Consider the following 14,689-nt stretch of genomic DNA (forward strand, 5'->3'; position numbering starts at 1 on the left):
TTCGGGTTCGACAACTCCTTCGTTGCGACATCGTACGCTTTAGTAGCCGACTCACGAATGTCGTGGCATGGAACTCACAGACGAGCAGGAACTCGTCCGCGACACCGTCCGGGAGTTCGTTGCGAACGAGGTCGGCGAGGACGTCCGGGAACTCGACGACCGCCAGGAGTTTCCCGAAGACATCTGGGACGGCCTCGCGGAACTGGACTTCACCGGGATGACCGTCCCCGAGGAGTACGGCGGCTTAGACGTCGACGAGGTCACCTACAGCATCGTCAACGAGGAACTGGCCTACGGCCACCTCGCGGTCGCGACCGCGCTGTCGGTCCACTGCCTTGCGACCTCCTGTATCCGGCAGTTCGGCTCCGAGGAACACAAAGCGAAGTGGCTCCCGGAGATGGTCGACGGCCGGCCCGTCGGCGCGTTCGCCCTCTCGGAACCCCACGCGGGTTCGAACCCCGCCGAGATGAACACCGAGGCACGACTCGACGAGGACGCCGGGGAGTACGTCGTCAACGGCAAGAAACAGTGGATCACGAACGGCGAGCGCGCCGGCGTCGTGATCCTGTTCGCCAAGACCGACCGCGACGACCCCGACACCGTCACCCAGTTCCTCGTCCCGAAAGACGTGGAGGGACTCGAGGTCGGCAAGAAAGAGGACAAACTCGGCCTGCGAGCCAGCGACACGACGACGCTTCTCTTCGACGACGTCCGCATTCCGGCCGAAAACCGGCTGACCGAGGTCGGCAAGGGACTCAAGGCCGCGTTCTCGATCCTCACGGGCGGCCGGATCGCCATCGCGAGCCAGGCTGTCGGCGTCGCACAGGCGGCCCTCGACGCCGCGGTCGCATACGCCAACGAGCGCGAGCAGTTCGACCAGCCGATCATCGAACACCAGTCGATCGGCCAAAAACTCGCGGATATGCAGACGAACGTCCAGGCATCCCGGCTGCTGACTCGAGACGCCGCCCGGAAGAACGAGGACGGCGTCGACCCGATGTCCGCGGCGATGGCGAAGTACTTCGCCAGCGAGACGGCCGTCGACGTGGCAAACGAGGCCGTCCAGGTCCACGGCGGCTACGGCTACACGAAGGACTTCCCGGTCGAACGCTACTACCGCGACGCCAAGATCACGACGATCTACGAGGGGACGAGCGAGATCCAGAAGAAGATCATCGCTCGCCATCTCACGGAGTAGCGCCGTCCTTGACTCGGGATGGCACACGCTGACAGACAGCCGAACAATAGCGAGGCTGGCTGTCGAAATCGTGCGAGTGGTGAGCGAGTGAGCACCGCGAACGAGCGAATCGGCTGGAGGGTGCGAGGCGCGATCGAAGTGAGCGCCTCGAGATAGCGAACGGGGAACGCAGTGACCCGTGAGTGGTGTGGCAACCCCCTGTTGGCTGATAGCAGGACGCTTTGTTCTCGTAGTCACCTCGAAGACGCTGCTATACGAGCATCACAGACATCTGTAGCAGTTGGTAGCGCCACGAAAACAGGTATCCAAAACCGCAACAGAGCCGACTAGTCGTACTCGTAGAAGCCTTTCCCCGTCTTCTTGCCGAGTTCGTCCGCCTCGACCTTGCGCTTGAGGAGATAGGCCGGCTTGTATCGGTCGCCCAGTTCCTCGTGAAGCGTCTCGGAGGCGTGCAGACAGACGTCCAGTCCGATGTGGTCGGCGAGCGTCAGCGGCCCCATCGGGACGTTCGTTCCGAGTTCCATCCCGGCGTCGATGTCCTCTTTGCTCGCGACGCCCTCGTCGAAGGCGCGGATGCCCTCGTTGATCCAGGGCATGAGGATGCGGTTGGTGACGAAGCCAGGCTTGTCGTCGGACTCCCAGGTGGTCTTCTCGAGCGATTCCGACAAGTCGTGGGCGAAGTCGACGACCTCCGAATCCGTCTTCTCGCCGACGACGACCTCCACGCCCTCCATGATCGGGACGGGGTTCATGAAGTGGAGGCCGACGACCCGCTCGGGTCGGTCGGTCGCACTCGCGATCGAGGTGATCGAGAGCGTGCTCGTGTTCGTCGCCAGCACGGTCTCGCCGTCCGTGACCTCGGCGAGATCCTCGAAGATGTCCTTTTTCACCTCGAGGTCCTCGACGGCGGCCTCGACGACGACGTCACAGTCCGCCAGATCCTCGAGGTCGGTCGTCCCCTCGATCCGGCCGCGGATCGTCTCGGGGTCGTCCTCCAGGGCATCTTTCCCGTCGAGGCGCTCGAGACTCGAGTCGATCGAGTCGAAGCCGCTCTCGACGAACCCCTGCTGGATATCCCGCATCACAACGTCGTAGCCGTGCGTGGCGGCGACCTGTGCGATACCGCTGCCCATAGTTCCCGCGCCGACGACGCCGACGCGGTCTACCGTCTCGAGATTCATCAGGAAATCCTGTTCTCACGACGATAATAAGTGTAGCGCTCCATCGAGCGATCACCCGTGTTTTTCTCGTTCTTCCTGGCGTAGTTCGACCCGTCGGATCTTGCCGCTTGCGGTCTTTGGCAGTTCGTCGACGAACTCGATGCGCCGAGGGTACTTGTAGGGAGCCGTCTCCGCTTTCGTGTACTCCTGGAGTTTCGTCTCGAGGTCGTCGTTTCCGTCGTAGCCCTCGGCGAGGACGACGTAGGCCGTGACGACGCTGCCGCGTTTTTCGTGTGGGCTGTCGACCGCAGCGGCTTCGGCGACCGCCTCGTGGCTGACGAGGGCGTCCTCGACCTCGAACGGGCCGATTCGGTAGCCCGCGGAGATGATGACATCGTCGGCGCGACCCTCGAAGAAGAAGTAGCCGTCCTCGTCGCGGGTCGCGAGGTCGCCGGTGCGGTAGTAGTCACCGGAGAGGGTCCGTTCGTCGAGGTCGGGCTTCTCGTAGTAGCCGTCGAAGATCGCCGGCGAGTCCACCGGGACGGCTATCTCGCCGATTTCGCCGGGATCGACCGGTTCGTCCTCGTCGAGACCGAGGATCGTCGCGCCGACGCCCGGCGTCGGCTGCCCCATGCTGCCGGGTTTGACGTCGATCCCGGGGTAGTTCGTCACGAGCGCGACCGTCTCGGTCTGCCCGTAGCCGTCACGCGGCGTGACGCCCCAGACGTCCTCGATGCGCTCGATCGGCTCCTGATTCAGCGGTTCACCCGCCGACAACGCGTCGGTGAGGTCGACGTCGTAGGCCTCGAGGTCGGCGTTGGCGAGCATTCGGTACTGCGTCGGGACGGCACAGAGTCTAGTGACGCCTTCCGACTCGAGGAGTTCGAGGAAGGTCTCGGGATCGAACTCGCCGTCGTAGACGAACTGGGTCGCGCCAGTGGTGAGGCCAACGCCGACCGGACTCCAGAACCACTTCGCCCAGCCGGTGCCGGTCGTCGCCCACAGCAGTTCGTCCTCTAGGTCGGTGTCTTCGTCGATTCCCCACCAGTAGGGGGCGTTGATCCGATTGAAACAGTACTGCCAGCGGTGTTTGTGCAAGACGGGTTTCGGTTTCCCTGTCGTTCCGCTGGTGTAGTTGATCGACATCGGGTCCTCGGCCTCGAGATCGGGGCCGTCGTACTCGGTCGGTTGGCCGTCGACGATCGACTCGTAGGTCCGAAAGCGGTCGTCGTCGCCGTCATCGCCGCTCTCGCCCTCCTCACCGCCCTCACCGCTTTCGCCGTCGAGGACGATCACACGCTCGAGTGGCGTTTCTTCGAGGACAGGTTCGACCATGTCCGTGAGACTCTCGTGGACGACGATCGTCGTCGCCGAGCAGTCGTTTGCCCGGAATGCGACGTCCGCTGGGCGTAGCATCGACGAACACGGGACGACGAGCGCACCCGTCGAGAGCACGCCGAGCTGGATCGTGAACGCCTCCGGGTGGCGAGGAAACAGGTGCAACACCCGGTCGCCGGTCCCGACGCCGTGGTCTGTGAGGGCGTTTGCGAACCGGTTTGTGTCGTCACGGACGTCGGCGTACGTTCGTTCGGTTCGGGTGCCATCCTCGTCGCGGAATCGAACTGCGACTCTATCGCCGAACGTCTCGGCGTGGGACTCGACAGCCGACACGACTGTGTACGACGTTGGAACGTCCCACTCGAACTCCGCTATCGTGGTATCGGAAGACACACCCATACGTGACGACTCACATCGTCGTCTGGTTAATAGTTTGTCAGTGTTTTCGACAGCAGATATCGACGCTGACTCGAGGTGTGACGGTCTGCTGTAGCGATCAGACGACGGGTTGGGCACCGTCGTCTCGGTTACAGCCACGATGCCGTCGTACTCGTCTCGGATGGTGTCTCACGACGCGATCTCGCAAGGACCGATCGTTCAGTGTCCGACAACAAGACTTTAGAATCTTGGTACTGATGGTCATACTAATGTTCGATCAGCAAGAGCTCGAGGGAATCCGCGAGCAGCGAGAGCGCTGGGAGAACGAGCGACTCGACCCCACACTCGAGGCCCACGGGGAGCGCCAGGACCGCTTCGCGACGGTCTCGAACCACGAGGTCGATCGGCTCTACACGCCAACGGACGTCGACGATCTGGACTACCTCGAGGATCTCGGCTTTCCCGGCGAGCCGCCGTACACGCGGGGAGCCTACCCGACGATGTATCGCGGTCGGACGTGGACGATGCGGCAGTTCGCCGGCTTCGGGACGGCCGAGGAGACGAACGAGCGGTTCCACTACCTGATCGACCAGGGTCAGACCGGGCTCTCGACGGCGTTCGATATGCCGTCACTGATGGGGATCGACTCCGACCACCCGATGAGCGAGGGTGAGGTCGGCAAAGAGGGCGTCGCAGTCGACACGCTGCGTGACATGGAGATCCTGTTCGACGGGATCGACATCGGCGAGGTCTCGACTTCTTTCACGATCAACCCGTCGGCGGCAGTCATCTACGCGATGTACATCGCGCTGGCCGACCAGCAAGGCGTCCCCCGCGACGAGGTCCGGGGAACCCTCCAGAACGACATGCTCAAGGAGTTCATTGCCCAGAAGGAGTGGGTCGTGCCGCCCCGGCCCTCACTGGACATCGTCACTGACACCGTCGAGTTCGCCGTCGACGAGACGCCGAAGTTCCACCCGATCTCTATCTCCGGCTACCACATCCGCGAGGCCGGCGCAACCGCCGCACAGGAGGCTGCTTTCACTCTCGCAGACGGGTTCGCCTACGTCGAGGACTGTCTCGATCGCGGCCTCGAGGTCGACGAGTTCGCGCCGCTGCTTTCTTTTTTCTTCAACTCTCACAACTCCATCTTCGAGGAGGTTGCCAAGTTCCGCGCCTCCCGTCGGATCTACGCCCGCGTGATGGAAGATTGGTACGGTGCCGAGAGAGACGAGTCCAAACGGCTGAAGTTCCACACCCAGACCGCCGGCCAGTCGCTGACGGCCCAGCAGCCACTGAACAACATCGTTCGCGTGACGATCCAGGCGCTTGCCGGCGTGTTCGGCGGCACCCAGTCGCTGCATACCAACAGCTTCGACGAGGCACTTGCCCTGCCCAGCGAGAAGGCCGTCCGAGTGGCACTGCGCACCCAGCAGATCATCGCCGAAGAGTCAGGTGCAGCCGACATCGTCGACCCGATGGGTGGCAGTTTCGCCATCGAGACGCTCACCGACGAGATAGAAGCAGAGATCATGGCCTACCTCGAGGAGATCAAAGAGAACGGCGACGGCTCCGTCCGCGACGGCGTCCTCGACGGCATCGACCAGGGCTACTTCCAGCGTGAGATCCAGGAGTCAAGCTACGAGTACCAGCAACGCGTCGAACGCGGCGAAGAAGTCGTCGTCGGCGTCAACGAGTACACCATCGAAGAGGACACCTCCCCCGAGATCCTTCAGGTCGACGAGACTACCCGCGACCGACAGTTAGAGCGCCTCGAGGCGGTCAAGGAAGAACGCGACGACGAGGAGGTCGAGGCGGCCCTCGCCGCCCTCTCCGATGCGATCGAGAGCGACGAGAACGTCATGCCCTCCATCGTCGACGCCGTGAAAGCCTACGCGACGATGGGCGAGATCATGGCGATATTCGAGAACCATCACGGCGCATATCAAGAAGAGCTCAGTCCGGTCTAATACGGGCTACTGTCTCGGTTCCCGCGATCGGCGAGGGCCGTCCGAAAGGCAGTGGAAAACGGTCCCACGGAAAGAGCGTCGACGGAGCCGTTCAGTCGAGCAGATCCTGTGCGATCGTGTTCCGGAGCACTTCGCTCGTCCCCTCGTAGATCTCGTTGAGTTTGGCGTCGCGGTAGTAGCGTTCGACCGGGAAGTCTTTCGTGTAGCCGTAACCGCCGTGGATCTGGATGCCTTCGTTTGCGACTTCGCGGGAGATCTCGCTGGCGTAGAGTTTCGCCTGGGCGGCCTCCTTGATGAACGATTCGCCGCGGATCTTCTTGTCTGCTGCGTCGTGCATCAACAGCCGTGCAGCACGGATCTTCGTGTCCATGTCGGCGATCTTGTGCTGGATCGACTGGAACTCCGAGATCGACTGGCCGAACTGCTCGCGGTCCTGGCTGTACTCGAGGGCCGCATCGAGTGCCGCCTGGGCGATGCCGATCGAACGGGCGGCGATCGTGATCCGGCCGCCGTTTAACGTCTTCAGCGCCTGGACGAAGCCGTCGCCTTCCTCGCCAAGCAGGCGGTCTTCGGGAACCCAGAGGTCGTCGAACCGGAGTTCGGCAGTCGGACAGCCCTTGTCACCGAGTTTGTCCTCCGTTCCTTCGACGATGAAGCCGTCGTCCTCCCCGGGTCGGACGATAAAAGAGCTGATACCCCTGTTGCCGGCCTCGGGGTCGGTCTTTGCAAACACTGTCACCGTGTCCGCGACCGAGCCGTTCGAGATCCAGAGTTTCTCGCCGTTGATCAGGTAGCCGTCACCATCTTTCTCCGCGGTTACACCGCTGCGCTCCGGGGCTTCGTCTGCCTCGCACTTTTCTGCCGTCGTCACCATGGAGGGAACGTCACTGCCTGCACCGGCCTCTGAGAGGGCGAACGCACCGATATCCGTTCCCTCCGCCAGCGGCGTCAGGTACTTTTCTTTCTGGGACTCGTCTCCGAACGCGTAGACCATGTTGCCCGCAAGCGAGATGTGGGCGGCGACGATCGTTCCCAGGCCGCCGGAGCCACGCGAAATCTCCTCGAGTGCCGCGGGGTAGGCGTGGTAGTCGAGTCCGGCACCGCCGTACTCTTCGGGGAACGGCATGCCCATCAGTCCGAGTTCGGCGAGTTCGTCCACGAGATCACGAGGGAACTCGTCGGTCTTGTCGACCTCGTCGGCGACGGGGACGACTTCCTCGTCAACGAACTCGGTGACCATCTCTTTGATCTGACGTTGTTCGTCCGTGAGACTGAACTCCATACGTACGACTTCGCCGATTGTCCCTATAGAAGTTCCCCTTCGATGTCACAACGTCGCAACTAACGGGGCAAGGGTCGGTACGACGTGTCGTGACGGAACGAGTACAGCCGACGCTTGGGTTGGCGTGTGCAGTCACCGTGGACTCCGAACGCGGCGTATTTGTACGGTTCGATAGACGCGATCATAATTATGATATAAAGTGTTATAAATACAGACAGATAGTCTGTCTAGAGCCGACCTTTCGGACGAGTTGCAGACACTACCAGAAAGGACCATAGACGCCAAATAACGTAATATACTTCTTTCGTGCCAGAATAATAACCCATGTTGTCGGCTTCGACCTATCGAATAAATAGTGATACGTATATCTATAGTTCTTGCAACTGGTATTAGTTCATATGTTTCTTCGGCCGCGGACGATAGGCTTTTCTACCGGGCTGACTAACCGGTCAGTCGAACACGGTGACAGGCGTGACAGACGGACGAACTGCTCTCGGCGACGCGGACGCCCGAGTACTACGGCAACGAAGCACAAAACGATGCGGGTACGGAGCCATCCCTTCGATCACAGGTTTCCGGCTGCCGAGGTCCCAGTATCGGATACTGAGTAGCGACAGTACTCATCCGTGAGTCGCGTCCCGAACCCGTTGCGGCTGGTGATTCTCTACATCGGTCTCGCGCTGGCGCGTCTCGGTCTGATCGACCGAGAACGCGCTATCAAGACGACCGTCCTCGCGTGGCCCCGCATCGTCACCGGAATCGCGCGCATGTCGAAAAGCGCAGTCGACGTCGCGATGGTCGGCGTCGCCGTCGGCACCTCGGCAGTCGCCGGCGTCGGCTTCGCCGGTCCGTTCTGGGGGCTCGCGTTCGCGATCGGTGGCGGCGTCGCCGGTGGCACCATCGCACTCGTCTCACAGCGATACGGAGCCAAAGCGTACGACCAACTCGGACTTGCCGTCCGCTCGAGTACACTCCTCGTCGTCGTGATCAGTGCTCCAGTGACCGCCGTCTTCTGGGCTTATCCGTACGAGTTCATTTCGTTGCTCAGCAGCAACGAGTCGGCGATCGAGTACGGCGCACGCTATCTTCAGTACGTCGCGTTCGGCATTCCGTTTGCAGGGCTGAACCTCGTCGGCAGCCGGGTGCTCGTCGGTGCAGACGACTCCTACACCGCGATGCAGGTCCGTGCCGGCGGCGCGATCGTAAACATCGGACTGAACGCGGTGTTCATCTTCGTCCTCGACCTGGAGGTCGTCGGGGCAGCTCTCGGCACGGTGCTCTCGAACGCCGCGGTGACGGCGACGTTTGCCATCGGGCTCTCTGCGGGTTGGTTCCCGGGGATCGGTGCGTTCCCGGTCCGGATCGATCCGGTCGCGTCGTACCTCGACGGAGAGACGATCCGCGATCTGGTCACGATCGGACTGCCGGTCGGGGCGCGAAACCTCGTCTTCGTCGTCGCCGAGTTCCCGATGCTCGGCATTCTCGACATATTCGGAGAGAACACCGTCGCAGCGTTCGTCATCGCTCGCCGAATCTGGGGGCTGATGAACACGCCCGGCTGGGGGTTCGGCCTCGCGTCCTCGAGTCTCGTCGGGCAGTCACTCGGCCAGAACGACGAGCAGACGGCGGAAGCCTACGGCCGAGACATCATCCGATTCGCCGTCGCGACCTACCTCGTCTCTGCCGTTCTCATTGCAGTGTTTGCAGAACAGATCGTCGTTCTGTTCGCGGATAGCCCGACGAGCCCGGAGATCCCGATCGCGATCGACCTCGTCTACGCGGCCTGCGTGGCGGTCGTTTTCCAGGGCATCTCCGGTGCAGCAGCGGGTCCGCTCGACGCGAGCGGTGACACACAAGTGCCGTTCGTGAGCCAGTTTATCGGAATGTTCCTGGTCGCGATCCCGCTTGCATATCTCGGTGCGACGACCGCACTGGGATACTGGGGGCTGTACCTGGCGTTTCTCGCGGAAACGACCGTTCCGGCCGCAATCAACTACTGGCGATTCAGAACCGACGAGTGGAAAGCGATCAGCCAGTCCTACCGACCCGAGCCGGCAGTCGCGGACGACTGACGCTCCCGACAACCGATCGAACGATACGCCACAACTGGGGCAAGAACTTAACCCACTCCGACGTGAGACCAAACGATGAAGCGACGGACGTTCGTCCGTGCCGTCGGTGCCGGTCCGGCCGTCGGAGTCGCCAGTCTCGCCGGCTGTCTCGAGCGCGAGACCGGCGAGGAAGAAGCGCCCGCACCGTCCGACGAAGACGAAGACACGCTCCGCGTCGCGACCTACTCCTCGATGGTCACCGGAGAGTCGCCGGCAGGAGCGTGGCTCGCCGAGGCCTTCGAGACAGAACACGAGGACGCCGAGATCGTCTGGACGGTTCCCAAAGCAGGTATCGAAAACTACGTCCGTCGTGCAAAACTCGAGGCATCGATCGACGCCGACGTCTACCTCGGACTCACGCTCGGCGAACTCGTCTCCGTCGACGAAATCCTCGAGGAGGACCGTCTGTTCGAACGCCTGCAGCGAGATCGACTCGGCCGCGACGACCGCGTTCGTGACGAGCTCCGCTTCGACGATCCCCACGATCGGGTCCTCCCGATCGATACGGGCTACATCACGCTCGTCGGCGACGAAACCGAACTCGAGGGCGGCATGCCCGACTCCTTCGACGCGTTGCTCGAGCCCGACTACGCCCACAGCCTGCTCGTGCAGGACCCCCGTCGATCCGATCCAGGTCTCGCTTTTCTGTTGTGGACGGTCGCCGAGTACGGCGACGACTCTCTCGAGTACTGGACCGAACTCCTGGACAACGGTGTACAGGTACACGAGCGCTGGACGGCGTCTTACCGCGAGTCCTACCTCGAGGGCGAACGGCCACTCGTCGTCTCCTACTCGACGGATCGTGTCGCTGCGAGTGCGGCCGGACGGGAACTTCGCCAGCACGTGGTCGGTCCGCTCGATAGAGAGGGATACGAGAACACGGAAGGGATTGCGGTCTTCGCGGACGCGCCACGGGAGGAACTCGCCTACGAGTTCGTCGACTTCGTCCTCTCGCGGCCGGCCCAGCGCGAACTCGCCGCTCGAAACGTCCAGTTCCCTGCCGTCGGCGAGGAGTACGTGGACCTCGACGAGCGGTTCGGAGAGCACGCCCACGAGCCCGACGAATCGGTAACGGTTAGTTACGACGAGTTGTACGGCAACGTTTCCACCCTGCTCGAGAAGTGGGAGACAGAAATAGCCTCGTACACCGAACAACGGTTTACGAGTCCGCTCTAGTTTTATCACTGGGAACGTGGTACGTCGGCCCGCATGGCACTGCAACAGTTCCTCAGTGGCGACCCCTCGAAGCAGTCGACGCTCTATCTCGCGATCGGCATCATCTCGCTCGTGAAAGCGATCGCGGTCCGGAACGACCCCAACCGGTTCCGTCGAGAGCTACTCGATGCTGGTCTCTTTCTCGGCGTCGGCATCGTACTGCGACGATACAGCACGCTCAAAGAGGAGAAGCGAGCCGAGATCAAGTCCGGCCTTCCCGACTGGGCTACCACTCGAACGGCGTCGACGGATAGCGAGACCGGCCTTGCGACGCTCGCGAATCGGCTGACGGGCGGACCAGGCAGCGAGCAGGAACCCGAACCAACGCTGCGGGATCGTGCTCGTGGCGTCGTCTCCTAGGACAGCGGCTCGAGCTCCGCAGTGAAGTGGCGAATCTCCGGCATCTCGGGTTCGGTCGCGAGTTCGAGTCCTGGAACGGACTCGCCTTTCTCGAGGACGGCTTCGACGGTGTCGGCGACGTGTTCGAAGTGCTCGCGGTGGTAGGTCCGACGCGGGACGGCGAGTCGAACCAGTTCCGGCCGGTCCGTGTCGGGAAACGCGAAGCTCCCGAGTTCGACGCCGCGAACGCCGCCCTCCCGGTAGAGCTCACAGACGAGCGCCTGCCCAGGAAACGCCTCGTCCGGGAGGTGTGAGAGCGCAGCACCGGCGTCGAGGTAGACCGCGTGGCCCCCGACCGGCCGGTAGATCGGGACGCCGGCCGCCTCGAGCAGCGAACCGAACTCCTCGATCTGTTCGATGCGATCCGCGAGGTACTCGGAGTCGACGGCCTCCCGGAGCCCGACGGCGAGTGCCGCGACGTCGCGTCCGGCCATCCCGCCGTAGGTCGGAAAGCCCTCGTAGAGGATCGCCCGCTGTCTGGACCGTTCGTACAGTCGTGCGTCGTCGGTTGCGACGAAGCCACCGGCGTTGACGAGTCCGTCTTTCTTGCCGCTCATCACGACGGCGTCGGCGTAACCGAGCTGTTCGTGAGCGATTTCGGCGATCGAAGCCGCCGCGAACTCCTCTTCACGTTGCTTGACGAAGTAGGCGTTTTCGGCGAACCGACAGGCGTCGATCACGAACCGGGCGTCGATTTCGTCGGCAAACGCCCGGACCCGTCGAGTGTTCTCGACGCTGACCGGCTGGCCAGCCGCCGAGTTGTTCGTGATCGTCTGAACGACCACGGGAACGCTATCGGCTCCGACCTCGTCGACGAGTTCGCGACCGCGCTCGAGCGAGAAGTTTCCCTTGAATGGTGCCGTCACGTCGGGATCGTGGGCCGACGGAACCGGACAGTCGACTGGGTCTGCACCCTGGTTCGCAACGTGGGCACGAGTCGTATCGAAGTGCGTGTTGTTCGGGACGACGTCGCCTTCTTCCAGTAGTGCTCCGTAGAGGACGTTCTCCGCACCACGACCCTGATGGGCTGGAACGACGTGGTCGAACCCCATCACGTCGCCGACGGCCGACTCGAGTTCGTCGAAACTGCGCGATCCAGCGTAGGCTTCGTCGCCACGGACGAGTGCCGCCCACTGGGCGTCGCTCATCGCTCCCGTCCCGCTGTCGGTCAGGAGATCGACGAAAACGTCGTCTGCATCGAGATTGAACGCGTTGTATCCTGCCGACTCGAGGTTCTGTTCGCGCTGTTCTCTGGCGGGGAGGGAGATCCGTTCGACCATCTTCGTCTTGTATGCGACCATACCTACCCTGTGACGGCCGGACAGTTCAAATCGAGTGACGGAACGTGGATAGCTGCGGATCGACTCGCCGTACAGACGACGGGTTCGAACAGCTATGGACAGGTTCGGTGTGTGCGACGACGCCTGGGCTGTCCAGACACGACACGAGTAGAGCGTACTGGTCGAAACCGGCCGAGTGGAAACGGCCGGCCGAACGAGCCTCCAAACGGGTAATCGGGAAGACGCGGCGGTGGGACCGCCGCGGCAGACTGGCGGGATACGATCGCTCACAAATAGAGTGAGCGTGGCAACGACTGAAACCCCCCATCCCGCCAGATGATCCATTCTGCCCCTCGACAGTAAAAACTATCGGCTGTCTGAATTATAGCGCTCGGTTACAGATCTGCCGTTCCAAGCCCCGATTTCTCCGTACCGAGGGCAGTCGAGCGAAGACAGCCCACCGAAAAACGAACGCGTCGCAGTCAGACGATGTGTTGAGTCAACTCGAGGGTTTTTTCTCGGTCCGCCCAGTCGACAAACAGTGCAACGCTGGTCGCGCTCGTGACGACGTCTTGGAGGTTGATCCGTTCCTCGGCCAGCGGATTGACGATGTCGTTGACGATCCCCGGACGGTTGGGGAGTTCACCACCAGTGACTCGGACGACAGCGATCGGTGAATCGACGGTAACGCTCGAGAGTTCGTCGCGTGCGATGACCTCGCGGTGGAGGATGTTTTCGGCGCGTTCGGCTTCGGTCTCGTCGATGTAGAACGTAACCGTGTCCACTCCGCTCGCGACTGCGTCGACGTTGATGTCGCTCTCCGAGAGTGCTTCCGAGAGGTGATGGAAGACGCCGGATTGGTTGCGGATCGCCCGACCGGCGATGGTCAGGCAGGCAAGCGGTTGCTCGCGAAGGTCGACGAGGTTCTCGAACTCACCCTCGATACTGGTGCCGCCCGACAGCAAGTCGCCGTGTTGGTAGTGAACGACGCGAACGTCGAGGTTGCCGTCTTTGTACGAAAGCGCCGACGGCGCGACGACTTCGGCTCCGCGAAATGAAAGGTTCCGCAACTCGTCGACCGAGATTTTGCCGACGTTGCGTGCGCCCTCGACGACGTTCGGATCACCGGTCATAACGCCTTCAACGTCGGTGACAATGACGACCTCGTCGGCCTCCATGTACCTGCCCAACATGACCGCGGTCGTGTCGCTCCCACCGCGGCCAAGCGTCGTAATCGAACCGTCAGGCCCCTCCGCGAGGAATCCCGTAACGACCGGCACCACCTCGTCGAGTTCATCGGCGATTTCGAGAGCTCGCTTTTGGGTCTTCTCGACGTCGACTTCACCGTACTCGTCGGTGACGACCGGCCAGTCGTCTTTGCCCGGCTCCAGAAACACGGCATCGAGCCCTCGAGCCGACAGCGCAGCCTTGAGCATCCGAACCGACGTTCGTTCGCCCATGCTGACGATCTGGGCACGGTCCGACTCGTCGATTTCGAAGGTGATCTCCTCGAGGAGATCGTCGGTAGTCGACCCCATCGCACTCGCGACGACGGCAATTTCGTGGCCGTCTTCGACGGTGGCGGCAATCGAGTCTGCAGCGCGGTTGATTCGGTCACCGCTGCCGAGACTCGTTCCGCCGAACTTCGCTACAACCCGCATACTGACACCTCGGTATCGATTCGCGTGCCGGTGGCGTGGTTCATGCTCCCTCGTTACCGGAGCGCGCAAATAACTGTGTTCCATTTCCCGTGTTTTTGCCGATCCTGACGATTACAACCGGATGGTACCGGCGTTTCGAGAGCAGAAGCCAGCTTTCCGAACCGCTCGCGGGATTTATGGTTGTGGGAGGCGTTGGCATACGATAATGAACGTACGGGACGCACTCGAGGCCGATGCGGACGCGCTGGCGTCGATCGCCGATGCGCCGACGGACGTGATGCGAAACCTCGTCCACGATCGAACGGTACGCGTCGCCGAGGACGGCAGCTACGACCCGAACGAAGACATCTCGAGTTCGCAGTACGATGGCTCCGACCCCGAAGATCTGCTGGGATTTATTAGCTTCGACGCACGGGAAGAGACGGTCCACGTGACGCAGCTAGACGGAACCGGCGACGCCTGCCAGCGACTCCTGGCCGAGCCTGTCCGGTTCGCAGACCAGGAGTCGATGGCCGTGGAACTGCTCGTTGCACCCGAAATGGATGGCGTCTCGGCTGCTGCCGAGGAACTCGGCTTCGAACGATACGGCACCGGCCCGCGGTTCGACGGCTCGCCGACAGTTCGGTTTCGACTCGAGCCGTAACGAGTGGCGGGCCAAGCCTGAACTGATGGGTCGAATCTGGCGGTGTGGCCCGAT

The 14,689-nt window shown here is 62.4% G+C and carries 11 protein-coding genes; 6 read left to right on the forward strand and 5 right to left on the reverse strand.

The window, feature by feature from the left end; genetic code table 11:
* The first annotated feature begins 67 nt into the window (after positions 1-67).
* Positions 68-1,198, forward strand: a complete 1,131-nt coding sequence (locus tag NATGR_RS07705) for an acyl-CoA dehydrogenase family protein (protein ID WP_005578664.1) — start codon at positions 68-70, stop codon at positions 1,196-1,198.
* Between the two features lie 326 nt (positions 1,199-1,524).
* Here the strand turns inward: NATGR_RS07705 and NATGR_RS07710 are convergent, their stop codons facing one another.
* Positions 1,525-2,379 (reverse strand): 3-hydroxyacyl-CoA dehydrogenase family protein, encoded by an 855-nt coding sequence (locus tag NATGR_RS07710; protein ID WP_005578662.1) that lies wholly within the window; start codon positions 2,377-2,379, stop codon positions 1,525-1,527.
* Positions 2,380-2,430: 51 nt separating this feature from the next.
* On the reverse strand, positions 2,431-4,095 hold the full coding sequence (locus tag NATGR_RS07715; protein ID WP_005578660.1) for an acyl-CoA synthetase: 1,665 nt from the start codon (positions 4,093-4,095) through the stop codon (positions 2,431-2,433).
* A gap of 248 nt (positions 4,096-4,343) precedes the next feature.
* On the opposite strand from NATGR_RS07715, the gene NATGR_RS07720 reads away from it, so the two are divergent.
* The gene (locus NATGR_RS07720; RefSeq protein ID WP_005578658.1) at positions 4,344-6,044 is read left to right on the forward strand and encodes an acyl-CoA mutase large subunit family protein; all 1,701 of its coding nucleotides are present in this window, start codon (positions 4,344-4,346) and stop codon (positions 6,042-6,044) included.
* A 91-nt stretch (positions 6,045-6,135) separates the two neighbouring features.
* Here NATGR_RS07720 and NATGR_RS07725 read toward each other — a convergent pair whose 3' ends face one another.
* The gene (locus NATGR_RS07725) at positions 6,136-7,326 is read right to left on the reverse strand and encodes an acyl-CoA dehydrogenase (RefSeq protein ID WP_005578657.1); all 1,191 of its coding nucleotides are present in this window, start codon (positions 7,324-7,326) and stop codon (positions 6,136-6,138) included.
* 626 nt (positions 7,327-7,952) lie between these two features.
* On the opposite strand from NATGR_RS07725, the gene NATGR_RS07730 reads away from it, so the two are divergent.
* The 3 genes from NATGR_RS07730 to NATGR_RS07740 all read left to right on the forward strand — a co-directional run bounded on the left by NATGR_RS07730 (position 7,953) and on the right by NATGR_RS07740 (position 11,012).
* Positions 7,953-9,398, forward strand: a complete 1,446-nt coding sequence (locus tag NATGR_RS07730; protein WP_015233446.1) for an MATE family efflux transporter — start codon at positions 7,953-7,955, stop codon at positions 9,396-9,398.
* A gap of 75 nt (positions 9,399-9,473) precedes the next feature.
* Entirely contained in the window at positions 9,474-10,613 is a 1,140-nt protein-coding gene (locus NATGR_RS07735) for a thiamine ABC transporter substrate-binding protein (RefSeq protein ID WP_005578653.1), read from the forward strand.
* Positions 10,614-10,646: 33 nt separating this feature from the next.
* Positions 10,647-11,012, forward strand: coding sequence for a hypothetical protein (locus NATGR_RS07740; protein ID WP_005578650.1), 366 nt, complete (start codon positions 10,647-10,649; stop codon positions 11,010-11,012).
* Here NATGR_RS07740 and NATGR_RS07745 read toward each other — a convergent pair.
* Both NATGR_RS07745 and NATGR_RS07750 read right to left on the reverse strand, forming a co-directional pair.
* Positions 11,009-12,352 carry a tryptophanase gene (locus tag NATGR_RS07745; RefSeq protein WP_005578648.1) on the reverse strand — a complete coding sequence of 448 codons (1,344 nt, stop codon included), beginning with the start codon at positions 12,350-12,352 and terminating at the stop codon, positions 11,009-11,011. The genes NATGR_RS07740 and NATGR_RS07745 overlap by 4 nt on opposite strands.
* Before the next feature lie 461 nt (positions 12,353-12,813).
* Positions 12,814-13,992: an aspartate kinase gene (locus NATGR_RS07750; protein WP_005578645.1), complete on the reverse strand. Its 1,179-nt coding sequence runs from the start codon at positions 13,990-13,992 to the stop codon at positions 12,814-12,816.
* Between the two features lie 205 nt (positions 13,993-14,197).
* Between NATGR_RS07750 and NATGR_RS07755 the strand changes: the two genes are divergently transcribed.
* The gene (locus tag NATGR_RS07755; protein WP_005578643.1) at positions 14,198-14,635 is read left to right on the forward strand and encodes a hypothetical protein; all 438 of its coding nucleotides are present in this window, start codon (positions 14,198-14,200) and stop codon (positions 14,633-14,635) included.
* Positions 14,636-14,689 lie beyond the last annotated feature (54 nt).

Source organism: Natronobacterium gregoryi SP2 (assembly GCF_000230715.2).
GTDB lineage: Archaea > Halobacteriota > Halobacteria > Halobacteriales > Natrialbaceae > Natronobacterium > Natronobacterium gregoryi.

What these genes read in the sequence shown, in the direction of transcription:
- NATGR_RS07705 (WP_005578664.1), top strand. Translation starts at nt 68, where the DNA reads ATGGAACTCACAGACGAGCAGGAACTCGTCCGCGACACCGTCCGGGAG.
- NATGR_RS07710 (WP_005578662.1), bottom strand. Translation starts at nt 2,379, where the DNA reads ATGAATCTCGAGACGGTAGACCGCGTCGGCGTCGTCGGCGCGGGAACT.
- NATGR_RS07715 (WP_005578660.1), bottom strand. Translation starts at nt 4,095, where the DNA reads ATGGGTGTGTCTTCCGATACCACGATAGCGGAGTTCGAGTGGGACGTT.
- NATGR_RS07720 (WP_005578658.1), top strand. Translation starts at nt 4,344, where the DNA reads ATGTTCGATCAGCAAGAGCTCGAGGGAATCCGCGAGCAGCGAGAGCGC.
- NATGR_RS07725 (WP_005578657.1), bottom strand. Translation starts at nt 7,326, where the DNA reads ATGGAGTTCAGTCTCACGGACGAACAACGTCAGATCAAAGAGATGGTC.
- NATGR_RS07735 (WP_005578653.1), top strand. Translation starts at nt 9,474, where the DNA reads ATGAAGCGACGGACGTTCGTCCGTGCCGTCGGTGCCGGTCCGGCCGTC.
- NATGR_RS07740 (WP_005578650.1), top strand. Translation starts at nt 10,647, where the DNA reads ATGGCACTGCAACAGTTCCTCAGTGGCGACCCCTCGAAGCAGTCGACG.
- NATGR_RS07745 (WP_005578648.1), bottom strand. Translation starts at nt 12,352, where the DNA reads ATGGTCGCATACAAGACGAAGATGGTCGAACGGATCTCCCTCCCCGCC.
- NATGR_RS07750 (WP_005578645.1), bottom strand. Translation starts at nt 13,992, where the DNA reads ATGCGGGTTGTAGCGAAGTTCGGCGGAACGAGTCTCGGCAGCGGTGAC.
- NATGR_RS07755 (WP_005578643.1), top strand. Translation starts at nt 14,198, where the DNA reads ATGAACGTACGGGACGCACTCGAGGCCGATGCGGACGCGCTGGCGTCG.